The 26,182-nt window shown below is 45.0% G+C and carries 18 protein-coding genes and 1 pseudogene; 17 read left to right on the top strand and 2 right to left on the bottom strand.

The window, feature by feature from the left end; translation table 11 throughout:
- Positions 1-2: 2 nt before the first annotated feature.
- The 17 genes and pseudogenes from NST85_RS05365 (at position 3) to NST85_RS05445 (ending at position 23,998) form a co-directional block, all read left to right on the top strand.
- Complete coding sequence (locus NST85_RS05365; RefSeq protein ID WP_341188757.1) at positions 3-1,679, top strand: ABC transporter permease; 1,677 nt, start codon at positions 3-5, stop codon at positions 1,677-1,679.
- Entirely contained in the window at positions 1,679-2,953 is a 1,275-nt protein-coding gene (locus NST85_RS05370; RefSeq protein ID WP_341188758.1) for an MBL fold metallo-hydrolase, read from the top strand. Before NST85_RS05365 ends, NST85_RS05370 begins: the two co-directional genes overlap by 1 nt.
- 299 nt (positions 2,954-3,252) lie before the next feature.
- Positions 3,253-4,542, top strand: coding sequence for a sensor histidine kinase (locus tag NST85_RS05375; RefSeq protein WP_341188759.1), 1,290 nt, complete (start codon positions 3,253-3,255; stop codon positions 4,540-4,542).
- Positions 4,542-5,195 (top strand): response regulator, encoded by a 654-nt coding sequence (locus NST85_RS05380; RefSeq protein ID WP_127192924.1) that lies wholly within the window; start codon positions 4,542-4,544, stop codon positions 5,193-5,195. Before NST85_RS05375 ends, NST85_RS05380 begins: the two co-directional genes overlap by 1 nt.
- Entirely contained in the window at positions 5,188-6,114 is a 927-nt protein-coding gene (locus tag NST85_RS05385; RefSeq protein ID WP_307401497.1) for a hypothetical protein, read from the top strand. Before NST85_RS05380 ends, NST85_RS05385 begins: the two co-directional genes overlap by 8 nt.
- Before the next feature lie 115 nt (positions 6,115-6,229).
- Positions 6,230-7,792: a nitrate/nitrite transporter gene (locus tag NST85_RS05390; RefSeq protein WP_341188760.1), complete on the top strand. Its 1,563-nt coding sequence runs from the start codon at positions 6,230-6,232 to the stop codon at positions 7,790-7,792.
- Entirely contained in the window at positions 7,789-9,051 is a 1,263-nt protein-coding gene (locus NST85_RS05395; RefSeq protein WP_341188761.1) for a molybdopterin molybdotransferase MoeA, read from the top strand. Before NST85_RS05390 ends, NST85_RS05395 begins: the two co-directional genes overlap by 4 nt.
- Before the next feature lie 12 nt (positions 9,052-9,063).
- On the top strand, positions 9,064-9,645 hold the full coding sequence (mobB, locus tag NST85_RS05400; RefSeq protein ID WP_341188762.1) for a molybdopterin-guanine dinucleotide biosynthesis protein B: 582 nt from the start codon (positions 9,064-9,066) through the stop codon (positions 9,643-9,645).
- 121 nt (positions 9,646-9,766) lie between these two features.
- Complete coding sequence (locus tag NST85_RS05405; protein ID WP_127192919.1) at positions 9,767-13,447, top strand: nitrate reductase subunit alpha; 3,681 nt, start codon at positions 9,767-9,769, stop codon at positions 13,445-13,447.
- Positions 13,437-14,906 (top strand): nitrate reductase subunit beta, encoded by a 1,470-nt coding sequence (narH, locus tag NST85_RS05410; protein ID WP_127192918.1) that lies wholly within the window; start codon positions 13,437-13,439, stop codon positions 14,904-14,906. The genes NST85_RS05405 and narH overlap by 11 nt, the downstream gene beginning before the upstream one ends.
- A gap of 44 nt (positions 14,907-14,950) precedes the next feature.
- Positions 14,951-15,658 carry a nitrate reductase molybdenum cofactor assembly chaperone gene (gene narJ / locus NST85_RS05415; RefSeq protein WP_341188763.1) on the top strand — a complete coding sequence of 236 codons (708 nt, stop codon included), beginning with the start codon at positions 14,951-14,953 and terminating at the stop codon, positions 15,656-15,658.
- The gene (gene narI / locus NST85_RS05420) at positions 15,655-16,335 is read left to right on the top strand and encodes a respiratory nitrate reductase subunit gamma (protein WP_445671146.1); all 681 of its coding nucleotides are present in this window, start codon (positions 15,655-15,657) and stop codon (positions 16,333-16,335) included. The genes narJ and narI overlap by 4 nt, the downstream gene beginning before the upstream one ends.
- A gap of 15 nt (positions 16,336-16,350) precedes the next feature.
- Positions 16,351-16,950, top strand: a complete 600-nt coding sequence (mobA, locus tag NST85_RS05425; protein ID WP_341188764.1) for a molybdenum cofactor guanylyltransferase — start codon at positions 16,351-16,353, stop codon at positions 16,948-16,950.
- Between the two features lie 459 nt (positions 16,951-17,409).
- Entirely contained in the window at positions 17,410-17,904 is a 495-nt protein-coding gene (moaC, locus tag NST85_RS05430) for a cyclic pyranopterin monophosphate synthase MoaC (RefSeq protein WP_341188765.1), read from the top strand.
- Positions 17,905-17,923: 19 nt separating this feature from the next.
- Positions 17,924-18,085: pseudogene (locus NST85_RS05435) on the top strand (molybdenum cofactor biosynthesis protein MoaE); the annotation flags it as partial.
- A 56-nt stretch (positions 18,086-18,141) separates the two neighbouring features.
- A complete protein-coding gene (gene moaA / locus NST85_RS05440) occupies positions 18,142-19,149 on the top strand; it encodes a GTP 3',8-cyclase MoaA (RefSeq protein ID WP_341188766.1) in 1,008 nt (335 codons plus the stop codon).
- Positions 19,150-20,086: 937 nt separating this feature from the next.
- Positions 20,087-23,998: a glycosyl hydrolase family 18 protein gene (locus NST85_RS05445; protein ID WP_341188767.1), complete on the top strand. Its 3,912-nt coding sequence runs from the start codon at positions 20,087-20,089 to the stop codon at positions 23,996-23,998.
- A 169-nt stretch (positions 23,999-24,167) separates the two neighbouring features.
- Here the strand turns inward: NST85_RS05445 and NST85_RS05450 are convergent, their stop codons facing one another.
- A complete protein-coding gene (locus tag NST85_RS05450) occupies positions 24,168-25,136 on the bottom strand; it encodes a metallophosphoesterase family protein (protein WP_341188768.1) in 969 nt (322 codons plus the stop codon).
- Complete coding sequence (locus NST85_RS05455) at positions 25,129-26,001, bottom strand: alkaline phosphatase family protein (RefSeq protein ID WP_341188769.1); 873 nt, start codon at positions 25,999-26,001, stop codon at positions 25,129-25,131. The genes NST85_RS05450 and NST85_RS05455 overlap by 8 nt, the downstream gene beginning before the upstream one ends.
- Positions 26,002-26,182 lie beyond the last annotated feature (181 nt).

Below are 26,182 nucleotides of genomic sequence, written 5' to 3' on the forward strand. Positions count from 1 at the left end.
TCATGAGGAACCCTTCATCTCTGCGACACTTTCGAGCGTGGTCCATCGCCCTAGCATTATTTGTACTGACGATTATGATTGTTGTCCCTTTGGTTGAAATATTTGTTCAAAGCGTATATCGGGATGGTGAGCTGCAGTGGGCAGCTCCATTCCGCACTTTGGCCGACGCTGAGCTATTCAAAGTTCTAATGGGCTCCATCTGGCTAGGAATTTGCGTTATAGCCGGTACGACGGTGCTTGCATTACCACTTGCATGGATTATGGTGAATACCCGGCTTGCCCGGTGGCGCTGGTTGGACATCGTTTTTTTGATTCCATTCATGACACCACCTTATATAGGTTCTATGGGTTGGATTCTGTTCATGCAAAAAAACGGGTACTTGGAGCAACTTATACCCGGACTTTCTTCTGTGACCCCAGCTTTCTTCTCCTTTGGGGGGATGGTCGCGATTATGAGTCTGCACTTGTTTCCATTTCTATATCTCATGCTACGCGGAGCACTTGAGCGGATCGGCGGTAGTCTTGAGGAAGCTGGGGCTGTGCTGGGAGCCCCTTTCACCTATCGTTTTCGGTGCATCATAGCACCGTTACTGCTATCAGCGTATGGAATGGGAGCGATGCTCATTTTCGTCAAAACGATTGCTGAATTCGGAACGCCCGTTACATTTGGTAAACGGATTGGTTATGAAGTCATGACCTCGGAGATTCATAAATATATCTCAAGTTGGCCGATCGATTTCGGTAAGGCGACTTCGTTGGCATCCGTATTGCTTACCGCATGTTTGCTTGTATGGTATGCGCAGTCCATTCTGAGTCGTCGTTTCACATATAGCCTGGTGGGTGGTAAGGGGAGTCGTCGTGCCTCCTTGCATTCACAAGGCAGGGGAACTTGGATTTATGTTATCTATGTAGTTTTGTTGCTACTTCTGTCCATAGGGGTACCCTATTTCTCGATCATTGCAGCTTCAACTATGAAGCTACGTGGAGTAGGACTTGCTTGGAATAACTTTACGCTGGATTATTACCGAGAACTGTTGACCTGGGGTTCTGCCAGCATGAGATCGCTGATGAACAGTGTGCTATTGTCACTTGCAGCCTCTACGATTGCCGTAGTGCTCGGCACCTGGTTTGCTATTGTCATTGGGCGATCACGCACCCGTATGGAAAGAACTACTGATTTGTTTAGTCTACTACCGAATACAGTACCAGGCATTGTTATGGTCGTCGGATTGATATTGCTATGGAATTCGCCTTGGATGCCGATTCCACTTTATAACACGTATGGTATGGTCATTTTGACGTATGTTATTTTGTTTATTCCTTATACGGTGCAATATGTTAAAAGTGCCTTTGGCCAAATTGATTCCTCGTTATTTCAGGCGGGGCAAGTATTTGGTGGAAAGCCACATTATGTGTTCCGCCGTGTGCTGTTACCATTAATTGTTCCCGGTATGCTGGCTGGTTGGATGATGACGTTCACCATCGCCTCACGTGAATTGGTGGCCTCGTTGTTAATTTTGCCACCATCCGTGCAGACCTCAGCAACGTATATATTTGCTCAGTTTGAACAAGGACAAGTGTCGTTGGGTATGGCGATGGCTGTCGTATCCGTTGGGCTCACCACCGTTATGCTTGTAATTATTGAGAGCCTGGGCTCCAAAAGAAAGTGGAATGCTTGATGATAAAATTAAACATTTGGGGCGGAGCGGGCGAACACGGCCGCTCCTGTTATTTCTTCTCCGGAGAACAGAACCGGATTATGTTTGACTGTGGAGTGAAGAAAGAGGGAGAAGGAATCTACCCACTTCTTGTAGCAGAGGAAGTTCCACAATTAACGGCAGTTTTTTTGTCGCATGCACATGAGGATCATTCCATAGGACTTCCTTTATTATATAAACACGGATATAAGGGTGATATTTGGACAACGCGAGCAACTGCGGAGCAACTGAAGAACTATTTTGACAGTTGGCGTAGACATGTGATCAGACGTGGAGGAGAACTTCCCTACGAAGACGAGCATGTAGGGGCGATAACCTACCGATTTCTTGAGGATTATGCCTCGGCAGGTGAATGGTTCGAGCTGAGTGATGACTTGAAGTTGAAATGGGGCCGAAGTGGACACTTAGCCGGTTCTGTATGGTTCATGCTAGAGATGGAAGAGCGCAGGCTATTCTTCTCCGGGGATTATAGCAGTGAATCTCAATTACTAGACGCAGATTCTCCTAAAGATTTAATGGCCGATTTATCTATAGTAGACAATGCATATGGTATGGAGAATGACACGCAACAGGTAAAGTTGGAGCAACTTAAGCAATCTGCTGAGCGTGTTCTTGAAGTAGGTGGACACTTGTTGTTACCAGTTCCTACACTTGGTCGAGGCCAGGAATTACTAGTCTGGGCATCAGAACATTTTTCCGAATATGAAATCATCGTGGAGAAAGAGATTTGGCGTGGACTTGAGCGAATGAAGAACTGGTCAGAATGGCTCCGTGTAGATGCGCTGCGCCGAATGGATAAGGTGTTGAATAGCAGTAACGTGACAGTTCCATCAGATGATCAAGAACGTATGCAGTTATTGGCGAGAGATATGCCCAGCATTATATTTACCGGGGATGGGATGATGGAGTCCCCACGAGCACGCTGGTACTATGATCAACTATCACAGTCGTCGAAACATGCAGTTATTTTGACAGGTCATACGGCACGTGGTTCATTTGCCAGAAAAATATTAGATGAAGAAACGAATGTATCGGAATGTAGTGTACAGCACATATGCTATAAAGTTCATCAAGGACTACTCGATGTAAGCATGATGTTGAATGAAGTGCCAAGTAAACAAGCGGTTTTGGTTCATGCACCCAAAGAAGAAACTGATCTGGTTGTGGCGAGGTTGCTGGGTGAAGGACATAAGGGGTTGCACTCATTGCAACCAGGTGCAGAATTGAATCTTTGATAGACACAAAGCAATAAGTTCTAAACCCGCACATTAATGCGGGTTTTTTTTGTCGTCCCAGCTGCTTGATAAGTGCCCGTGTACACTGGATTTTCGGAGGTCGGTGTGATCTTGACGGAAGGAAATGAATCAGTTAGTGTTATGATCAGCTAGAAACAGCAACGGAGATTTACAGCTCATGGGGAGCAAGAGGGGTCCGTATAACCCACTAAGAGAAGCATGGCTTTCATCAATCCAATGCTCGTTTTGGGACGCTTGCTCAGGCAATCGCTGATGAAAGGATGAAAGGGGAAGCAACGATGTCATCATTTCGGAGATCGCTTGGAATAGCTGGATTTATGGTAAAGAATGGATTGTTAACGATCCTCACTACCCTCATTATTGTCTTCTCGATTCGAGTCATGTTAGGAAATATGGACACGGATTGGAAGCGCTTTATACCCACTTTTTTCTTCGTTCTTATCATTATAACCTTCTTTTTCTTCATTATATATTCGCAAGGACGAAGGCTTCGATCAGAGCAGGAGCAGCTTGTCAATGTATTCAAGCATATTTCGGATGGCGTTCTTGTGCTCGACAGCACAATGAACATCAAGCGCATTAATCCTGCAGCAAGTCGGATGTTGAAGCTTGATGAAGGTGAAGTATCCGTAAGTTTCTGCAACATGTGTTCGAATTATCCTGGCTTGAACAAGCTATGCTCCTATCAGGATTGTTTTGTGTCTGACTCCTTGCAGCAGCCAGTAGAACTGCAGCTAATCACTCCACAAGGAGGAGCCAAGTCGATCAATGCAAGTGTATCCCACTATGTGGACTCGATGCATGGCCCTTTAAGTATATTGCGTATTCAAGAAATCGAAGAGCAACGTCAGCAGGAGCAGCATCAAATAGCAAAGATGATAACGCACTCTATTCTTCTTGCTCAAGAGAATGAGCGCAAGCTTATCTCTCGCGAGCTACATGATGGGATTGGGCAATCGCTCTATAGCATTCTCATCCAATCTGAGGTATTGAAGCAAAATCTGGATAGCGAGCTTTCAGAGGATTTGGACGCTACTCGGCAATATGTGTTGCAAGAGAAACTAGACACGTTGCAGGAATCCATCCGGAACACCATCGAGGATATTCGTGATTTATCTGCTGAGCTTAGGCCATCAGCTCTTGACGATATCGGATTGATTGCAGCGCTGCGCAAATACTTTCGCACATACGGACAGAGATTTGGTATTCAGGTTCATTTTAAAGTGGAAGAGGATAGTGGCCGGATGTCAGCTGCGATAGAGACCGCTTTTTACCGGATTGTTCAGGAAGCTCTTACGAACGCAGCTAAATATGCACAAACAGATGTAGTAGATGTACAGTTGAAGCTTCAGTCCACGCTAGCCGAGCTTGAAGTACGAGATTATGGTCTAGGATTTATCATTACCACTGAGCTTCGGCAGGGTGTTGGCTTATACAGTATGGAAGAACGGGTTAAAATTTTGGGTGGCTCGTTTGACATTCAATCCTCGCTAGGACAAGGAACAATCATTCAAGTACAAGTTCCTGTCGAGGATCGCAGCATTTCGGGGTCAGAGGAGGGGGTATAATGAAAGTGAAGGTTTTTATTGTAGACGATCATGCTGTCGTACGCAGTGGGCTACGCGCTGTTCTTGATGCACAATCGAACATCACTGTCATTGGTGAGGCTGCTGATAGTGCATCCTGCATCAAACAGGCGCTGGAGTTAAAACCAGATATTGTGCTGATGGATTTGAGTTTTCCGAATGGTCGTGACGGACTTTATACGACAAGGGAGCTCTTGCAATCGCTTCCGGAGATCAAGGTTATCGTACTAACCATGCATGATGATGAACAATATTTATTTCGGGCACTTAAAGCAGGTGCTTCCGGGTATATTTTAAAATCGTCACCAATGACTGAGCTCGTCCAGGCCATTGAACAGGTTTATCAAGGACTTGTTTACCTGCATCCATCCGCAACCAAGAAAGTAATTCAAGGGTATTTGCAGGGGCAGACCAAAGAAACGAAGGATGTGTTCGAATCTCTTACAGAGCGGGAGAAGGAAATTCTTAGTCTTGTAGCCAAAGGCTATACCAATAAAGAAGTGGCAGAATTGCTGTTGATCAGTGTTAAGACGGTTGAAAACCATAAAGCGAATATTATGGAGAAACTACAGTTAGACAACCGCCGCGATTTGATGAAATTGGCTTATAGAAGGGGGTTGCTCGATTTTGATTAACAAACTGACAATACAGCAGAAGATCCAATGGGAGCTAGAGCAGCTTAAGAATGAGATGGGACTGGATTTTGTGGCTATTGCATTGTCGGATGGTCAATATCGTGATATTTATTGGCGATTCGCGCTTGGAGCGCAATCTGATCGATACAAAAAAATAGCCGTTCGTATGGGTAGAGGAATGGCAGGGAAAGTACTACAGGGCATGTCACCGCATGTCGTCTTAGCATTTCCAGAGGAAGTGCAGGAGGAAGTATTGGAATATCCGATATTCCTCGTGGAATCCTTATACTCTGGCGTAGGCGTATCCATAAACTCCACCATCCATGTGCAAAATCAAGCGTACGGTGTGCTGCTCGTTGGTCAGCGAAGTAGACGAGAATTTCCGGAGGAAGATATCATGCGAGTACAAGCATGTGCAGGTACGCTTGCGGGTTTCTATGACGAGGCTCCAACGGCGCCAAGTGGGAGTGAGGATTCGAGTGTTTCGCCAACATGGATTAACGAAAGTTCTCGAGACACAGATTCTAAACTGAATAATTCACATGGATCCATTATCAAGCTATTGCAAGAAGCACGAGCCGCTGGGATAACCTGTGAACTGCTGGATCAGCGAATAACAAGACTGAACGATGAACGACAGGAGGAAATTACGGCTATCTTAGCACTTTTGGTGAGAGAGTGTGGGACGCAGGCAGTGGATGCGCAATTGATCATCGGTCAAGATGAGTTGGGACAAACCTTGATTGAGTTTGAGGGTTATCTCCTTCATCCTGCATCGAATGAGCTTTTTCTCCCCGTAATGGAGCAACTTAAATCGCTTAAATGTGACTTGGAAATAGTAATAGAGAAGGACAAGAAATCAGTTAGGTTTACCATTCCAACCCGCGTTTTACTAGATGAAATGCATTGGAATAAATAACAGTCATCATATGGGGAATTTCCTTGAGTGAATTGAGGGAATTCCCCTGTTTGTTTTGTAGTATGCTCCCATGATAATGGATAGTAGATCAATTCGTATTATGGGAGGCGTGGGTATGAAACCATCCAAAGCACTATTACCTTTACAAACCTTAAGTCTTGTACTAGGATTCGCTGTTTGGGGTGTATTATCATCGTTAATTGTGTTTATTAAAGAAGGTATTATTTTAACACCAGGACAATTATCTCTAGTAACGGCTTTACCAGTAGTGCTAGGTTCCGTATTACGGATCCCGTTCGGTTATTGGACGAATAAATATGGAGCGCGATTGATGTTCATGATTAGCTTTATAATCCTGCTCATACCTGTGTTCTACATCAGTAAAGCAACGACCTTCAATCATCTTATAACAGGTGGACTATTTCTTGGGATTGCTGGCGCGACGTTCTCTGTGGGCGTTACCTCACTTCCGAAATATTACCCTCGATCGAAGCATGGGTTTGTAAATGGGATTTATGGTCTTGGTAACATTGGCTCGGCAATAAGTACATTTTTTGCACCTTTATTAGCAACGCAGTTTGGATGGCGGACGACAGTACAGTTCTATTTGATCTTGCTCATCATTTTTGCGATTGCTAATTTTTTTATCGGGGATCGACAAGAGAACAAATCAACAATCCCACTGATGGAGCAGTTCAAAGGAATCTATCGAAACGAGAAGCTATGGCTGCTTTGCTTTTTTTACTTTATAACATTCGGATCTTTCGTAGCATTCACCGTGTTTTTGCCGAATTATCTCGTCCAACAATTTGATATTAGCAAAATAGATGCAGGATTGCGTACTGCTGGCTTTGTGGGACTAGCTACACTTATGCGGCCGATTGGCGGCTGGCTTGGAGATAAGTTTAATCCGTTTAAAATATTGGTGTTTGTATTCATCGGATTGACAATAGGAGGCATTCTGCTCGCCTTTTCTCCATCTATCATGCTGTATTCTGTCGGATGTTTACTGATTGGCTTTTGTGCAGGAACGGGGAATGGGACGCTCTTTAAATTAGTTCCTCTCTACTTCTCGAAGCAGGCAGGTATTGCAAACGGACTCATTTCTGCTCTTGGCGGTCTAGGGGGATTCTTCCCACCGCTTTTGTTGTCACTATTATTCGCAATAACCGGACACTATGCGATTGGTTTTATGGCATTGGCTATGGTGGCTATGTGCAGTTTACTACTTGTGCTTTATTTGTACTGGCAGGATCGAGTGAAATTGGCCGAGCAAATGATTCAGAGTACCTCTCAAGCGATTCTTGTTACGAATAAAAAGGGGATTATCATCAATATAAATCCAGCGTTTACAGCTATCACAGGTTATACCGCGGATATGGCCATTGGTCAAAAGTCGGGTTTTCTCAAATCGGGTCGTCACGACAAAGATTTTTATGATTTGATGTGGAAACAGTTGCAGGAGAACAACGCATGGAGTGGTAACGTATGGAATAAGAAAAAGAATGGCGAACTTTATTTACAATTCTTGACGATCAATGCTGTACAAAATGATGTCGGTGAAACCAGTTACTATGTTGGTGTATTTAGTGAAATTGAGCCGACCTCCGAGCGATTTAACCGGGAAGTCTACTCCGGAAATGATCGTATGCATGGCAACGGAATGGCAGTCCTATGAGCGGAAGAAAAGCGCAAGAAAACTTCATGAGAACAGCGGTCAGTGTAGAAGAAGCAACCCATATCATCTTGGATACAGTTCGTCTGATGGATACGGAAGAGCTGTGCATTACGCAAAGTATCGGAAGGTATCTGGCTGTGGAAATTATTGCTTCTCACCCTGTACCTCATTTTCGTCGTGCGGGTATGGATGGCTATGCGGTTATAGCGGCTGATACTTCTTCTGCAACGATCCGGAATGCTATTATTTTGAATGTTGTTGATAACATTCCTGCGGGTACAAGTTCAAGCGTGACGATTCGCCCGGGAGAATGTGCAAGAATTATGACGGGTGCAGTTGTACCAGATGGCGCAGATGCGGTTATTAAGTATGAAATGACAGAAGAGGGCGCCTATGGCACCGATGAACAAGAGACGTGCTGCGTCAAGGGGATGGTTATTCCCGGTGAAAATGTGTCACCAATCGGCATTGAGATAGGTTTGGGAGAGTTGGTTCTTCAAGCTGGCGTTCGTATTGGCCCGGCAGAGATCGCACTGCTTGCTATGTTCGGTATCGCTACAGTTCAGGTATATCAACAGCCTCGTGTAGCAATCCTTGCCACGGGTGCTGAACTGCTTGATGTTCATGAACCGCTACAGCCCGGAAGGATTCGTAATAGTAATGCCTATATGGTCACAGCGGCTGTTATGGATTTCGGGGGGATTCCGGTGATGTTAGGCCGAATTTCAGATGATGTAGAAAAGGCAAAAGCGATTGTGATGGATGCCTTTGCTGTATATGATGTTGTCGTAACGATCGGTGGTGTCTCGGTGGGGGATCACGATATAATCTATGATTTAACGAAAGATTGGGATGGAGATTTGAAGTTTAATAAGGTGTTAATGCGACCCGGTAGCCCAACGACATATGGTCTTTGGAATGGCAAACCACTCTTTGCACTATCCGGCAACCCTGCTGCTTGTTATGTTGGATGTCGATTGTTTCTTCGCCCTGCACTCCGTGGCATGATGGGGGCCAAACTTGTACCAGAGCCACGTATGTTAGCCACATTATCTACTGCTTATTTGAAATCAGATCGTTCTACGCGTTTTGTTCGTGGGGTTTTCTCCAGCAAGGAAGGCACCTTGGTAGCTACACCTATCGGATACGACATGTCCAGCGTTACCGTATCGCTACGTGATGCCAACTGTTTGATCTGCCTTCCAGGTTCACCTAAAGGCTACGAGGCGGGCGAACTTGTCGAAGTTATTCCATTGTAGAGGGGGAGCGTCATGTCAGTGGATTCAACCTATGTAAGTATAATTTCTGACTTACCGGTGTTACAAATCGTAGGCTATAAAAACAGTGGAAAGACAACACTAGCTTGTAAGCTTATAGCAACACTTACGGCCGCTGGCTTAAGGGTCGGATCAGCTAAACATGATGCTCATAGGTTTCAGCTTGATGAACCAGGTACAGATAGTAGCAAACATTTGACACATGGAGCTGTAGAAACGGTCCTTACTTCAAACACTGCTACCCGTTGGATGCGTCAAGAACCAACCTCATTGCAGGAAATTGCTGCACTGTTAAACGGAAGGATCGACATCTTAATCGCAGAAGGGTTTAAAGCAGCACCTTACCCCAAAATCGCTTTAATTCGCGAGTCCAACCACATGATAGATCTCCTCAAAGAGACGTCGGATATACGACTTTGGGTAAGTTGGCTGAATCCTAAGAAATTCTCCGCTAACAGTGTAAGTAACAAACAGCCCCATAACGCCCCAATCCTCTCTATTCATGCAGAGGATATTCTCCTTGATCATATTCAAACCCTAATAATGTCTCTACTCCCTCCTGATAAATCCAAATGAAAAGATAAGAATTTTAGCAAAACTAGGGAAAACCCTTGAAAGAATGAGGGTTTTCCCCTCTCTTTTGTGCGAGCTGCTAAGTCTACAATAGAAGTAGAATAAGGCGCAAGGAGATGAACGAATGAAGAAGAACAATCCTCTATTGCAAAAGCTTACGTTTTTCCGCAAGCGTGAAAAGAATGCAGAAGGGTGGAGCGAAGTATCCACAGCGGATCGTTCGTGGGAAGATATGTACCGCAATCGGTGGCAACATGATAAGGTTGTCCGCTCCACACATGGAGTGAACTGTACTGGATCATGCAGCTGGAAAATATTCGTAAAAAACGGTATCGTCACTTGGGAAACACAACAAACGGATTATCCAACAACTGGACCTGATATGCCAGAATTCGAGCCTCGCGGATGTCCTCGTGGAGCAAGCTTCTCCTGGTATCTCTATAGCCCACTGCGGGTGAAATATCCTTATATTCGCGGCAAGCTATTACAATTATGGCGGCAAGCTCGTCAAGATAACCATGATCCTGTATTGGCATGGGCGTCTATTGTAGAAGACGATAATAAAAAGCTGATTTATAAATCAGCCCGTGGTAAAGGTGGCATGGTCCGCGCATCATGGGAAGAGGTTAATGAAATCATCTCGGCATCGATGTTGTATACGATCAAAAAGGAGGGCCCAGACCGGATTATTGGCTTCTCTCCAATCCCGGCGATGTCGATGGTTAGCTATGCCGCAGGATCACGATTTCTGTCGTTGCTTGGTTCTCCACTGCTAAGTTTCTATGATTGGTATGCAGATTTACCGCCGGCTTCGCCTCAAATATGGGGTGATCAGACTGACGTGCCGGAGAGTAGTGACTGGTACAATTCAAGCTATTTATTGGTATGGGGTTCCAACCTTCCGATGACCCGCACACCAGATGCACATTTTATGACAGAAGCTCGTTATCGAGGGACAAAGGTTGTGTCCATTAGTCCTGATTACGCGGAATTCGTCAAATTTGCAGACAAATGGCTCCCTGCTAAGCAAGGTACCGACGGAGCACTCGCTATGGCGATGGGGCATGTTATTCTGAATGAGTTTTATGTGAAAGAGCGCATTACCTATTTTGAGAACTACTCTAAAAAATACACGGATTTCCCATTTCTGATTATTCTGCAAGATGAGAATGGGATTTGTACCGCAGATCGCTTCTTAACCGCTAAGGACTTAGGTGTCGAGACTAATAATGCAGAATGGAAAACGGTGCTCATTGATGAGAATACCGGGGAGTTGCATATTCCGAATGGAACGATTGGATCTCGCTGGGGCGAGGATGGTAAATGGAATCTAAACCCCATTGATGCGATCACAGGCGATGAGATAAACCCAAAACTTGGTCTCGGTAGCTCTGCGAGTGGGCAACGGGATATCAGCTTGCCATACTTCGACGATGAAGGCAAAACGATAGTGTCTCGTGCAATCCCTTACAAGACTGTTGTAGGGGCTGATGGATCTACGTTCCAAGTAACATCAGTGTTTGACTTGATGCTAGCCCAATATGGAGTGAATCCAAGTGGTGAAGGCAGCTATGATGACGCGCAGACGGCTTACACACCGGCATGGCAAGAAGCGATTACAGGTGTTGATAGAGAGTCAATTATCCAGATCGCCCGTGAGTTCGCACTGAACGCAGTCGAGAGTAAAGGCCGGTCCATGATTATTGTAGGCGCAGGAATCAATCATTGGTATAACTCTGATACGATCTATCGCAGCATTCTAAACCTCGTTCTTATGACGGGATGTCAAGGGGTTAATGGAGGCGGTTGGGCGCATTATGTGGGACAAGAAAAATTGCGGCCAGCTGAGGGCTGGGCAACCGTAGCCTTCGCACGAGACTGGACGATGCCAGCACGTCAAATGAATGGCACATCCTTTTTCTACTTTGCTACGAATCAATGGCGTTTTGAGTCAAATCCGGTGGACGGACATACTTCACCACTTGTTGATAAAGCGCGATATGCGCATTATGCAGATTACAATGTAATGGCTGCGAGACTTGGATGGTTACCTTCCTATCCGCAGTTCAATGAGAACTCGCTTGGTCTGGTGAATCAAGCTAATGCCGAGGGTGCGCACACGCCTGAAGAAATAGCGCAATATGTGGCGAAGCAGCTTAAGGATCGTAAATTGCAGTTCGCGATCGAAGATCCGGATGCCGCAGCGAATCATCCGAAAGTTATGTTTGTATGGCGAGCGAATCTCATCTCTAGTTCTGGAAAAGGTCATGAGTACTTCTTGAAGTATTTGCTCGGAGCGCACAATGGTTTATTGAATGATGATACAGACACAATGCGTCCTGAAGAGATTGTATGGCGAGATGAAGCGGCAGAAGGCAAGCTTGATCTGATGGTCAATATTGATTTTCGTATGTCAGGTACAGCTGTCTATTCCGATATCGTTCTTCCAGCCGCTACATGGTATGAGAAGAGTGATCTCTCATCGACGGATATGCATCCTTTTATTCATCCATTCAATCCAGCTGTGCCACCTCTGTGGGAATCACGTTCGGATTGGGAAACTTTCAAATCCATCGCAAAAACATTCTCGGAAATGGCGAAGGATCAATTTACTGAACCACAAAAGGATATCGTCGCCGTACCACTGCTGCATGATACACCTGATGAGTTGGCACAGCCATTTGGGAAAATACACGACTGGAGCAAAGGCGAGATTGAAGCGATCCCGGGTAAAACGATGCCTAAATTCGTCGTTGTAGAGCGCGATTATGCTCAAGTATATAGCAAAATGACTTCACTTGGGCCGCAAGTTAAGAGTAAGCCTTATGGCATAAAGGGGATGAATTGGTCAGCGGCAGATGAATACGAGCTGGTTGGAAAGATCAACGGTCTCGTCGATGAACCCGGCATAGCCGAGGGTTGTCCAAAGCTAATCACTGATCTTCATATGGCAGAAGCGATTCTTACGTTATCTTCCACTAGCAATGGGAAAATGGCGGTCAAGGCTTGGGAATCCCTTGAGAAGAAAACGGATCTCAAGCTAAAGGATATGGCAGAGGATCGCAGTGATGAGAGATTTACTTTTGCCCAGATTACGGCGCAGCCCAAAACGGTTATTACTTCACCGGCTTTCAGCGGGACCGAGCAGCATGGCAGACGCTATTCTCCTTTTACAACGAACGTAGAACGGATGATTCCATTTCGAACGTTGACAGGACGACAGCATTTCTATCTGGATCATGAGATGTTAACAGAATTTGGTGAGAATATGGCGATATTCAAACCGACACTTAAGCACGCTCCGTTCCACACCGCGAAAGATCGACCGACAGTAAAGGGCAAAGAAATCGTGTTGAACTTCATGACGCCTCATAGTAAGTGGTCCATTCACAGCATGTACTATGATTCCCTTCCTATGCTTACGCTGTTCCGCGGTGGCCCGACCATTTGGATGAACAAGGATGATGCGGCGGACACAGATATCAAAGATAACGATTGGATCGAATGCTTTAACCAGAATGGTGCGGTTGTTGCTAGGGCAGTTGTCACGCATCGAATGCCACGTGGAATGACTTATATGTATCACGCACAGGATCGAACAATTAATGTTCCGGCAACAGACGTAACATCAACCCGTGGTGGAACGCATAACAGTCCGACACGGATTCATGTAAAACCTACGCATATGATTGGTGGGTATGCTCAACTTAGCTACGGTTTCAATTACTACGGTCCGACGGGGAATCAACGCGACTTGTACGTTGTCATCCGTAAACTAGCGGAGGTGAACTGGCTTGAAGATTAAAGCGCAGATCGGCATGGTAATGAATCTGGATAAATGCATCGGCTGTCATACATGCTCCGTCACATGTAAGAACACTTGGACCAACCGCAAAGGTGCGGAATATATGTGGTTCAATAATGTGGAGTCCAAACCTGGAATCGGTTATCCCAAGCAGTGGGAGAATCAAGAGAAATACAAAGGTGGTTGGGTGCTGAAGGGTGGCAAGCTGGAGCTGCGCTCTGGAAGCCGTGCGAAGCGTTTAGCACACATATTCCATAATCCAGATCAACCTACGATAGATGATTATTACGAGCCGTGGGACTACGAATATGAGAAATTACAGCAAGGTCATGAACGCAAGCATCAGCCTGTTGCTCGCCCGAAATCGCAAATTACCGGGGAACAGATGGAAATCAAATGGGGCCCTAACTGGGAAGATGATCTTGCCGGTGTGCACGAAACGGGAATGCTTGATCCCAATATGGCTGGAATCGAAGAAGCCGTACGCATGGAATTCGAGCAGGTGTTCATGATGTATTTACCAAGGATCTGTGAGCACTGTATCAATCCATCCTGCGTATCGAGCTGTCCATCAGGTGCTATGTATAAACGCGAGGAAGATGGCATTGTGCTTGTCGATCAGAACGCATGTCGTTCATGGAGGTTTTGCGTATCCAGTTGTCCTTACAAAAAGGTGTATTTTAACTGGCAAACGAATAAGGCAGAGAAATGTACACTTTGCTTCCCGCGTATTGAACAAGGCTTGCCGACGATTTGTTCGGAAACCTGTGTGGGACGCATCCGTTATCTAGGGGTTATGTTGTATGACGCGGATCGCGTAGAAGCAGCAGCCTCGGTAGAGAATGAACAAGATCTCTATGAATCACAGCTTGATATATTCCTTAATCCCTTCGATCCAGAAGTGATTGCAGCAGCGCGTGAAGCAGGAATTCCGGAAGATTGGGTTGATGCTGCTCAGCATTCTCCTATTTATAAGATGGCAGTAGAGTGGAGAATCGCGCTTCCGCTCCATCCAGAATATCGCACCATGCCGATGGTATGGTATGTTCCACCGCTTAGCCCAATTACTAATATGGTGGAGGGCAAAGGTACGGCAGCCTCAGCTGACGATATCTTCCCTGCTATTGATGATATGCGAATTCCCGTAGAGTACTTGGCGAACCTGCTGTCAGCAGGGGATACCGAGGTTATCAAGACGGTGTTGAAGAAGATGGCTGTTATGCGGACGCATATGCGATCCCGTAATCTGAGCAAGGAGCCTAATCTTGCCCTGCTGGAACAATTCGGATTAACAGAGAAGGGAATAGAAGAGATGTATCGCTTATTGGCAATTGCTAAATATGAAGATCGATTTGTTATCCCTTCAGCACATCGTGAAGAATTCGCGGATCTATATAGCGAGCAAGGGGCATGCGGGTTTACGAATATGATGGGTGGACCAGGACCGTGCGGAGGCTAATCCATACGGATCCCTGCCCCCAATCTTAAAAGGAGTGATGAGGAATGCAAGATATAACGCTCCGTTCCAGTTGGATGATGATGTCGTTTCTGTTGCAATATCCTGATGAACAGTGGCAAGAGCGAGCGGATGACATGTTCGTCAACTGGTGCGAGCTGTTACAGGATGAGAACGACGATCAAGCTGTGAAGCTTCAAGAGTATGCAAGTGATTGTATCACGGAGTTTGTCGGTATGGACTCCGAAGTTATTACGGCGAATTATGTGAAGACCTTTGACTTCAACAAGAAGGCGAATTTGTATTTGACTTATGGGCAATTAGGCGAAGAACGCGAACGGGGTCCTGCCTTACTTAAACTTAAGCAAATCTATGAAGAAGAAGGTATGATTCTTGCCAGTGAAGAACTGCCAGATTATTTACCACTTGTCCTTGAATATGTCGCAGTCGCGGAGGAGAACAATGGAGTCGCCTTGTTGTTGTCCTTCCGTAAAGCACTTGAAGGTGTGCGAGATGCACTCACTGCAGCAGGTAGTCCGTATAGGCATGTGCTTATGGGAATCCTGATGCTTCTCGATCAATCATCCGTGAAGGAAGGCTCCTTTCATTTCGAAGCATCCGTTGGCTACAGCGGTACTGGTGGAGGAACGGGAACTACAGGTTGTGGTCCGATGTGGGCTGCAGCAGGATATGGCGGAGGTTCACCTTTTGCACATCAAGGGGTGAATAAGTTAGAGAGGGGGCAGTCAGAATGACATTGGGCATCCAGTTTTTGTGGGTGATCTATCCTTACCTCATTCTCGTTATCTTTCTGATAGGTTTGTATTATCGTTATCAAACGGATCAATTCGGATGGACGGCTAAATCGAGCGAAATGTTAGAAAAGAAGAAGCTACGATGGGGGAGTAATCTTTTTCATATCGGGATTATGCTTGTGTTATTCGGTCATGTGGGTGGACTCCTCATTCCAAAGGCTTGGCTGGTGGGAATTGGAATCAGTGATCACCTTTACCATACGGTAGCGATTTCACTTGGTAGTTTTGCTGGAATACTAACCTTGGTAGGATGTTTGATTCTCTTGTATCGTCGAATAACCGATCTGCGGATCCGGAAGACAAGTAGCTTTGGTGATATGCTGTCTATCATCCTCCTAACGATGATCGTTGTGATTGGGATGGCGGCAACCCTATTTAATACGACAGCTAGCTCTGATTTCGATTATCGGGAGACGATCTCACCGTGGATTCGCGGTGTATTGACCTTTACGCCAGATGGTATGTTAATGGCTGAAGTTCCGAATATTTTCAAAATACACGTTCTATTGGGTCTAGCGTTATTCGCCGTATTTCCTTTCACTAGACTCGTACACATGTTGAGTATGCCTATCACCTATTTACGAAGAAGTTATGTACTGTATCGTAAACGCAAATAGAAGGCGGTGTTCCAAGTGATTACGGGCGTTATACTGGCTGGTGGACGTAATTCGCGAATGCATGGATATAACAAGGCGATGTTGCCCTTCAAGGGTGAAAGTATTATTGAAGGGCAAATTCGGGTTATGGGAACGATATGCCGGGATATTCTAGTCGTAACGCCTGACCCTGATTGTTATGCCAACCTCTCGATGCGAAAAGCGACTTATCTTCCTGATGTTTATGCGGGACATGGTCCACTATCCGGTATGCATGCTGCTTTTTTGAAGCTACGAACGGAATTTGCTTGGGTGGTAGGGTGTGACTACCCTACTTTGTCTGTTCCAGCTGCACAATTGATGGTTAATCTACTCAAGCAAATGGACTATGACGCAGTTATTCCTATCGTTAATGGCAAGCATCAAATGCTTCATGGGGTCTATCGCCCAGAAAGACTACTTAGTCCTATTGTAAGTTTGATCGAAGGGGAGCAGTATCGACTTTCAGGGCTATTGGATATGATCAATTGGTTAGGGCTTAAGGAGTCCGATTGGCTCGAGAGTGGAATTTCACATGATTTCACCCTGGATATCGATACTCCGGAGCAGTATTTGTCTATGCTGCTTAGGAACTAATGAGGAGGATACGTCCGTGATAGTGAAGGATACATCAGGCAGGAGAGCTTCCCCCAAATCGGAGCTTTAGGGAAAAGTGAATTACAGCATAAGCATGTCTTGATTGTGGGAGCAGGTGCCTAAGGCGGTGGCGGCAGTTTGTCGACTTCGGCAAATCAATTCCATCATCAACATTCATGCGCATGTACTGGATTGTACAGCTACTGATAGCTACTGATCTGGTTCGCATGGTAGAATCGTCCAAGGTAGATTTGATCGTGGATGGTACGGATCATTTTTTATCCGATATCTGATAAATGATATCGTCTCAAGTATAAGATTCCCTGGATTTACGGTGCCTGTTCGGGCAGCCATGGTGTGATGAGTTGTTTCTGAGGACATCGTGGCTTTGCACTGGTGAGCGGCGGCTGATGGGCGATATGGGAAAGCAATCTAAGGAAAGGCAAGGAGGATCAGGTGATGAATGCTGCGAAATTGACTCATTTTAATGAGCAGGGCAGGGCGCATATGGTGGATGTCAGCGAAAAAACTAAGACCCAAAGAATGGCTGTCGCCATTAGTCAAATCCGCATGCGTTCGGAGACATTAAGTAAAATCAGAGAAGGTGGTATTGGCAAAGGTGATGTTCTAGCAGTGGCTCAAGTAGCTGGTATCATGGCTGCCAAAAAAACAGCGGATATCATTCCAATGTGTCATACGCTATCATTGACAGGGGTCGATATCACTTTCATTGAACTAGATGATGAAACGTTGCTGATCAAGGTACTTGTAAAAACAACAGGAGTTACCGGGGGCGAGATGGAAGCACTCACCGCTGCCCAGGTTGTCGGATTAACCATTTATGATATGTGCAAAGCAATTGATAAAGGGATGATTTTGGGTCCTACGTATTTAGAGCAGAAGAACGGTGGCAAAAGTGGAGATTATTATCATAATGAAACGCACTCGATGTGATTGAAAGAGGTGGATGATGATGAACTCTTCCCTTTATGTAATTACGGATCAACCTATCGTTCCGGAAGTGGTAACGGATAATGTCACACGTCGGGAAGCGGGCGCTGTAACGTTGTTTATTGGCACTGTTCGTGATATTACCCAGGGTAGACGTACCTTATATCTTGATTATGAGGCCTATCCAGAGGGAAAACCGATCATAGGAGCAATTGCAGAGTAAAAGGAGGTGCAAATTGTATGACGATTCAGACTTTAACCGATCGTTTTGACCGAAAGCATGATTACTTGCGTATTTCGGTTACAGACCGCTGCAATCTGCGCTGTATCTATTGTATGCCGGAAGAAGGGATGGAATTTGAACCTGCGGAGCATCTGTTAAGCTATGATGAAATAACAAGTGTGGTCAAAGTACTCGCTGGAATGGGAGTACGCAAGCTGCGATTAACTGGTGGTGAGCCTCTTGTTCGCAAAGAATTAGATGTTCTTGTCGCCATGCTTTCACAAATTCCGGGGATTGAGGATATCGCATTAACCACAAATGGTATTTATCTTGCATCACGGGCAGAGCGCTTGAAGCAAGCTGGACTAACCCGGGTTAACATCAGCTTGGATTCTCTTAATTCGGATCGCTTCAAGATGATCACGCGCGGGGGGGATATCAATAAAGTACTGGCGAGCATTGATGCTTGCATAAATGTGGGCTTATCTCCGATAAAATTAAACGTTGTACTCATGAAAGGGATTAATGACGATGAAATTGCTGATTTTATTTCCTTAACAATGGATCGTGATATTAATGTTAGGTTTATCGAATATATGCCGATTGGACATCATGATTCCCAGTGGAAAAATTTATATCTGCCACTAAAGCAAGTGTTTGATGTGTGTGCAGAGAACAATTGGTCATTTGAATCTATTTCGTCGCTGCGTAGCAATGGGCCATCGGATAATTATAAAATTGCGGGGGCAATCGGGAGCTTCGGACTCATTCACCCAATCAGTAATCATTTTTGCCAAGCTTGTAACCGTCTGCGTCTAACGGCTGATGGATATATTAAGCCATGTCTCGCCTGGTCGGAGCAATTTCAGGTTCGGCGAGTCATTGGGGATGATGAGGCTGTTCGTCAATTATTTCTAGAAGCACTGAGCACCAAACCTGAAAGTCACGAAATGGCTAAGCATTTGTTGGAAGAGCAGACCACGCATATGCCCACTCTTCGCAGAATGTCACAAATCGGTGGATAAAGTAGGGATATGATCACGACAAAAACATTTAGAAGTAATATGTTGCTTCTATTTTTATATTTTGCTTGATTTGACGATTTCAGCAGCTATAAACCCGGTTAAGCTCAACTTTAACTTTGGTGCTTCGGGTGCCTACAGCAGCAGATCGAGCAAGGGGATGTGGAAAGTTTAACCGCTCCAATAGAATCCGTATGGGGGAAACCTGGGAAATCCGCGAAACCCGCGAAACCCACGAAACCCACGAAACCCACGAAACCCACGAAACCCCGCTAATCTAGGAATAACAGGAATTTCTCCTTTTAATGCGACTTTAGAACAGCGATTGGGCAACTCAACAGGATTTTCTCCATCTAATTAAGCGATATGAAGCCTTAGTGATGGAAAGTTGATTGATTTAACTGGAGTTTTTCCAGTTAATAGAGGAATGATGTATATCCTCAGTAACTTAACAGGAGCTTTTCCCTTTAAATGAATGTGGCAGCATGTTCGGGCACTAGCGGAACGGAATTCAGCAGCCAGATAAATAAAAAAAGTATAAATTAAACTGTGATCCGTGAGGTAGATACTTTGAAAAAAAGTGTCTTTCTTACGGATCATTTGTGTTTAATTCTATTTGAGAGTATTAAACGTCAGATATGAGTCGTGGTCCAGACTCACTATATACAAATTTATCCTATAGAGGAGAAGATAGTATCCCTTGATTTTGTGCTTGTCCACAATTCATGCTTGTTACATCTAAATTTAACTAATACAAACAGTATTTTGTAAGGGAGGTAGGAGATTAAGAAATACGGAAATAAACTCCTATAGGAGCGTGATGCTGAACGGATCGTTCTATATGCAACGTTGAAACCGCTTACACTAATTAAGTTTCAAAATTAGTTTTTTAAGGGGGATACAAGTGCGAATAAATGTTCAGAAGAGGTATTTTAAAATCATGACATTGATTATGACCTTTATCTTAGCCGTAGGGACATTACTTCCCGCACCTGCATCACATGCGGCAGAAGTAGATCCGCTTGCTCCGCAAAATTTAAAAGTAGTAGAGGACTCCATCACTGCTACTAGCGCAACTATAGAATGGGATATTGATCCTAATAGTGATGATATTGATGTTTGGTTCGCTGACAATGATGAATATTATACTTGGGGCAATACCGGAAGCCGGACACTAGAGGGTTTGCAGCCAGAAACAACATATAAACTTTATATTACCTGGCTCGTAAGACCGGCTACTCTTGAGCATAAAAGTAATGTCATCGAGTTTACTACGCTTGCAGGAGAACCGGAACCAGAGACTCCAACGAACGTTGGTCCTAGAGAATTAAAGGTTGTAGAAGTAACACATAATACCGTCTCACTAGAGTGGAAACCTATACCAGGGATTACGGCTTATTGGATTTGGGATGAAAATAATAAGTATATTACATGGGCTAATGATGGAGCAAAGGTAGTAGGTGGTTTAGAACCGGAGACTACCTATTCTTTCTATGTTGGTCAGGATGGAATACAAGCCCCTAATCTCACTCCGGAACAAAAGAGCAACGTAGTCACATTTACAACACTTCCAGATACGAGCGAATACCCAGATCCACCATTAGCCCCACCTAGTTATTTGAAAGTAGCGGGTGTGACGGATGATTCTATAACCTTGGATTGGGGCTCAAGTCCTGGGGCGACAGGTTACGATCTCTATGTAAATGGGGATTGGAAAGGAGGAACATGGGACAATTCCGCAACGACGATTCAGTATAAACCTGAAGAGGGATTATTATCTGGTCAAACGTATACCTTCGAAGTTGGCGCACAAAATCCCCCAAACCCTGTTTCAGCGAATAGCAATAAAGTAACCATCACTTGGGGACAGTTAGTAGCACCAACGAGTTTGCAGGTTGTTACGGCAACAAGAACATCGGCTTCGCTCGGATGGGCGCCTATCCCTGGTGCCACAAGCTATGATGTTTATCAGAATGGTACTCTAATCGGTTCGAGTGATTCCAATCGCTATGTAGTCAGCGGTCTGACTGAGGCACAATCCTACTCTTTTACAGTCGTGGGCAAGAACAACCTTTGGGAATCATCGGAAAGTAATGAAGTTAAGGTCGTACCAGGTAGTAATTATAATATCGTTACTTACTATACATCATGGTCCGTTAGCGAAGGGGGTAGAAATTATCAGCCAACGGATGTCGACGTATCCCAAGTTACTCATATCAATTATGCCTTCTCCGACTTATGTTGGAAGGGATTCGGAACTGGAGCTACAGCGTGTCAGAACGAAGATATTCCTTTACAACAAAACTACGTGTTTGATGGCGAAATGGTCATTGGTGATCCTGAAGTAGACTTGAATAACTTCAACACCTTTGCATCTATTAAAGCTCAAAATCCTCATTTGAAGTTAATGATTTCTGTAGGTGGTTGGTCTTGGTCTAAGAACTTCTCGAACATGGCGGCGACGGAAGAGACTCGCCATGCTTTCGCAAACTCCGTCGTGAAATTCCTTCGTGCTTATCAATTGGATGGACTCGATATTGACTGGGAGTATCCAGTTGAAGGCGGGGAAGAGAGTAATTCTAGAAGACCAGAGGATAAGGAAAACTTTACTCTGCTAGTTCAAACGGTACGTGAAGCTTTAGATGCGGCTGGTTCGGAGGATGGTAAGTATTATCTTCAGACAATTGCTGCTGCACAGGGAGATAATTTCGTTACGAATGCGGACCTTGCTAATTCCGTAAATTATCTCGATTTCGTCAATATTATGGCCTATGATTACAGCGGAGATTGGGAGACATTAGCCCATCACAATGCGCCATTATATTTTGATAAGGACCATCCCAGAGCTGAAACATCTGCACCTAGAAATAATGTTCAGGGTGCGATGTTAGGACATTTGAATGGAGGAGTCCCCAATTATAAATTAGTTGTAGGGGTTCCATTCTACGGTAATGGTTGGTACGATTGCCCTGAGAATGGAGAATATCAGATCTGTGCTGGAGGGACTCCGTTTGGAACATGGGAAGGTGCACAATTTGATTTTACAGATGTAGAAAACAACTATGTGAACACTAACGGTTACGTTCGTTATTGGAATGAAGCTTCTAAAGTGCCTTACGTATACAATAGTGAAAAGAAAATCTTTATTTCCTATAATGATAAAGAATCTATTATGTATCTTACATCATTACTGAAATCATTGGATCTTGCGGGTGTGATGAGTTGGGAAATTAGTGGGGACCGGAATAAAACGTTAACCACAGAGCTGGTTCAAAATTTACCGATCGATGGTTCTGCGAATACGTCAGCACTAGCTGCCCCTCAAAATCTCATAACCACTTCCAATAGTAAGAATGAAATTCAAGTGAAGTGGGATGCAGTTGAAGAAGCCACTGGATACGAAGTATTTTTGAATAAAGTATGGATTGGTAATATAACGGAAGCGAAATATACACTAAGTTCTCTGGCAGCCGGAACTAACTATAAGATCCATGTTATTGCCATCGTAAAAGAGAATGATCATATTCAGAAAGTATCTATAAATAGTAATGTGCTCAGTGTGACAACAAAATCAGATGTCGTAACGCCGCCAGACCCAGGAGGAGGAGGACCATCTTCTTCAGGGGGCGGCGGAGCATCATCACCGACTCCAACACCAATCATTAAAGCACCTGGGCAACTGGATACGCAGATCACCAAGGATGGTGATAAGGTCAATGTAAAAGTACCAACAACTGCAGCATTAAAAGCTATTGATCAGTCTACTGTAACGACATTCCAGATCATAGTCAGCGACAAAGCAGCAAAGCAGATAGAAATTAACATACCTAAAGATGTCATTGCTGCTATGGCGAAAAAAGGGGAGGAAGCACAGTTATCCATCATTTTGAATGAAGTTGAGTATATTATCCCGATAGGTCCTATCAATGTATCAGCAGACATTAAAATAACAATTGTATCTCCTGATCCAAACAACATCGATCAATTGACGAAGCAGTTGCAGGTTAGGGGATTGAAGCAACTTGTAAATCCTCTTGAATTTAAGATTGAACAGTTAAATGCTGATCAGAAATTTGTTGAAATTACGGACTTTGGTAACTCACTTCTGAGTCGGGAATTTAAATTAAACGCAAAGGATATCGATGTTAATCGGGCAACTGGAATTATCTATATCCCGGGCACAAACGAGATTCGTTCCGTGCCAACCATATTCACTGTGAACTCGGATGGTAGTGTAACGGCCGAATTGAAGAGAGCCGGAAATAGTATCTATACCATTGTAGAGAGCAATTTCAAATTCCTAGATATCACGAAGGGATGGGCACAGAAGGATATAGAACAAGCAACCGCGAAACTGATTGTTTCTGGAGTGAGTACCGATCAATTCGGGGTCAATACTAGCCTTACACGTGCTGAAGTGGTTTCGATGATTGTTAGAGCACTAGGAATCATTCCAGATGGGGCGAAAGGTACCTTTAAAGATGTTGATGATCAATCGAAGTATGCAAGCGATATCTCAGCGGCAAAGGTTGCCGGTTTAATCAAAGGCAAGACAGAAGACACATTTGGGCCAAATGATCCGGTGACACGTCAGGAAATGGCAGTTATGCTGGATAATGCACTGAAATTTACAAGCGCGAAGCTTGATGCAGCAGATCCTGCAATACTGAATCAGTTTGGCGATCAAACAAGCATTTCTTCGTATGCAAGAGTTTCAGTAGCACTGATGGTTGAGCAGAAGATCATGCAAGGGGTCTCACTGACTAAATTAGATCCTCTGTCGAATATCACAAAGGCTCAAGGAACAGTTACGATTATGAGAGTTCTACGTACATTAGGGTTATCTAATTAAACATCGAAAGGCACGGGATTCGTATTCCGTGCCTTTTTTTACCATTTAATTGCACACATCGCAAGTTCGGTGGTCATTCAATTAATCGGAATATCAAGGGCACCCCTCAGCCATCATTATGGCTTTTTGGATGCCCTATTTTATTTATTTCATAGTGTTATCTTAGGAGTTAGCGAAGTCCCATGGCACCGATTTTTGGTGTTCTTCCTACGGGCTCATGTTTTTTCTGCTCGGACTGGAGAGTTCCATCTGCTAGATGCAGCCAAGTATCGAAGCTTCTTTGTCCTTCGTGCAGAACTATGACTCTTGCTCCTGGAGCAAAAGGTCGATCCAGATAAGCATTACGTGTCGTGCGTCCATAGCAGAGACGGATGCCGTGCCAATCACCCCAGTAGTCGTGGCCGTGATCATGGCCTACGAAGGTACCCATCACATCTCCCATCTCAATCATAGCAGCGAATAGACCGGAGTTCACCCAAGGTGCGCAACAGAATTCGTCGTTACGCTCCCCGTAGCAGATGTTAAAGTCCCACACATCGTTATATTCCGGCAAAGGAATATGGAAAAAGGCAAGGGAAGGCAGTGGCGTACCCCCGTTGCTGTTGGTAAGCCGATAGGATTCACGTGCATACCAATCAATCTGATCGCGGCGAATCCAGTCATAGAAGCCCATTCGGCTATGCTCTAGCGGCGAATAGCTGCCTGAATCCAGGAAATAGAGGGCGCAAGCCGCTTCTTGATCCTTTCCTTTCATAGTCAGGACATAATTGCCAGAGCCGTGAACGCCTTGAGGGTCGGGCTTGGCATAATTGTTAGGGTAAGTCAGCTGCATGGCATGCAACTGCTCACGCGTGATTGTAGCTTCTGAATCGTGGTTACCAAATACAGCTGCCCACGGTATATTCATGCGATCCGGCACGCAGCAGGCCCGCCGGAATGCGTCAGCTGGATCCTTAGTACTAGCGGAGGCGATAATATCCCCCGTGAAGACGACCAGGTCCGGCTGCTCATCTTGTAGAATACGTAGCATCATAGCTTCCATCTGTTGTTCTTCCTGATCGTTTGTAGCAAATTCGGGGTCGGTGAACTGTACGATCTTAAAGGCCCCATCTTCCCGGAATCGCAGGGTCTTAGCCATGATGAGACTCCCATAGGGAATCCGAATCCGTATTTGAGTCGTCCAGAAGGCCCTTCGGTAACCGGGCATCCCATTGTTCCGGTACTGTTAAACCTAATGCTAGTGCGGTAACCTCAGCCGTATCCGTAATGGAGACAGGACCTGAAAGATGACCGCTTTTGACACCAGGGCCAACACAACCCCAGAAGACGTTACGGTCCATTGGATGGTCGCTACCATGATTATGCTTCTCCGCACCTCCTCCGCCATGATCTGTGAGCAGGATGATTAGGCTGTCCTCGACGAGACCTAATTGCTCAAGTCGATTCAAAATCATTCCGATTCGTTCGTCGCAAGTACTAATCATAGCTAAATACTCAGGCGAATCTTCGCCATATCCATGCCTGTGCCCGGAGCCATCCGGCTCATCCAACTGCAGGAACAGCAGCCGTATATCGGGATTCTCCTCGATGTACTCCAGGAGAGCGGGAACAAGCTCTGCATCAGGCAGGGAAACCTTATGTACTCCGAGGTTATCTTCAATAATACCGGAATTAATGGGGCTCCAACCGGTAAAGGAAGCAAGCTTGGCCTCCGGTTGTTGCTCCCTAACTAGTCGAAAGAGGGAAGGATAGGGTGAATCGCTCGGATAGGACTCGTTAGTCACCTTATCATTGGTCAAGCCATGTTTGTCAGGAGTTACCCCGTGAAGTATAGAACCCCAGCATTCCGCGCTGATCGTTGGCAATTCCGCCTGTGCCTCATTAGTAAAGGCACCACGCGCTAGCCAAGCATCTAGATTGGGTGTATTCGCTTGTTGCACGAAATTACCCGCTCCATCCATACCAAGAATAAACACCCGCTGCACAGTCTTTGTTTGTTTCATCTTGTATCGCTCCTCGTAGATTACTCTAATGGAAGGTGCAATTTCCTGAATTAGAAGAAGTCACCTTTTGTATACGCCTTTAGCATACGAGGAGCTACTAGAACCGTCAATATCTGAAATCATACTGAATACGAAGTAGTCACAATCGTTATAAGGATAAGTCATCATCCTAGTAGTTCGT

This window comes from Paenibacillus sp. FSL K6-2524 (genome assembly GCF_038005525.1).
Lineage (GTDB): Bacteria > Bacillota > Bacilli > Paenibacillales > Paenibacillaceae > Fontibacillus > Fontibacillus anaericanus.

Excerpts from the sequence above, each read along its gene's own strand:
- moaC (WP_341188765.1), top strand. The coding sequence starts at position 17,410 with ATGAATGCTGCGAAATTGACTCATTTTAATGAGCAGGGCAGGGCGCAT.
- narJ (WP_341188763.1), top strand. The coding sequence starts at position 14,951 with ATGCAAGATATAACGCTCCGTTCCAGTTGGATGATGATGTCGTTTCTG.
- NST85_RS05375 (WP_341188759.1), top strand. The coding sequence starts at position 3,253 with ATGTCATCATTTCGGAGATCGCTTGGAATAGCTGGATTTATGGTAAAG.
- NST85_RS05365 (WP_341188757.1), top strand. The coding sequence starts at position 3 with ATGAGGAACCCTTCATCTCTGCGACACTTTCGAGCGTGGTCCATCGCC.
- NST85_RS05370 (WP_341188758.1), top strand. The coding sequence starts at position 1,679 with ATGATAAAATTAAACATTTGGGGCGGAGCGGGCGAACACGGCCGCTCC.
- NST85_RS05380 (WP_127192924.1), top strand. The coding sequence starts at position 4,542 with ATGAAAGTGAAGGTTTTTATTGTAGACGATCATGCTGTCGTACGCAGT.
- mobB (WP_341188762.1), top strand. The coding sequence starts at position 9,064 with ATGTCAGTGGATTCAACCTATGTAAGTATAATTTCTGACTTACCGGTG.
- NST85_RS05405 (WP_127192919.1), top strand. The coding sequence starts at position 9,767 with ATGAAGAAGAACAATCCTCTATTGCAAAAGCTTACGTTTTTCCGCAAG.
- NST85_RS05455 (WP_341188769.1), bottom strand. The coding sequence starts at position 26,001 with ATGAAACAAACAAAGACTGTGCAGCGGGTGTTTATTCTTGGTATGGAT.
- NST85_RS05395 (WP_341188761.1), top strand. The coding sequence starts at position 7,789 with ATGAGCGGAAGAAAAGCGCAAGAAAACTTCATGAGAACAGCGGTCAGT.
- NST85_RS05390 (WP_341188760.1), top strand. The coding sequence starts at position 6,230 with ATGAAACCATCCAAAGCACTATTACCTTTACAAACCTTAAGTCTTGTA.
- NST85_RS05445 (WP_341188767.1), top strand. The coding sequence starts at position 20,087 with ATGACATTGATTATGACCTTTATCTTAGCCGTAGGGACATTACTTCCC.
- narI (WP_445671146.1), top strand. The coding sequence starts at position 15,655 with ATGACATTGGGCATCCAGTTTTTGTGGGTGATCTATCCTTACCTCATT.
- NST85_RS05450 (WP_341188768.1), bottom strand. The coding sequence starts at position 25,136 with ATGGCTAAGACCCTGCGATTCCGGGAAGATGGGGCCTTTAAGATCGTA.
- moaA (WP_341188766.1), top strand. The coding sequence starts at position 18,142 with ATGACGATTCAGACTTTAACCGATCGTTTTGACCGAAAGCATGATTAC.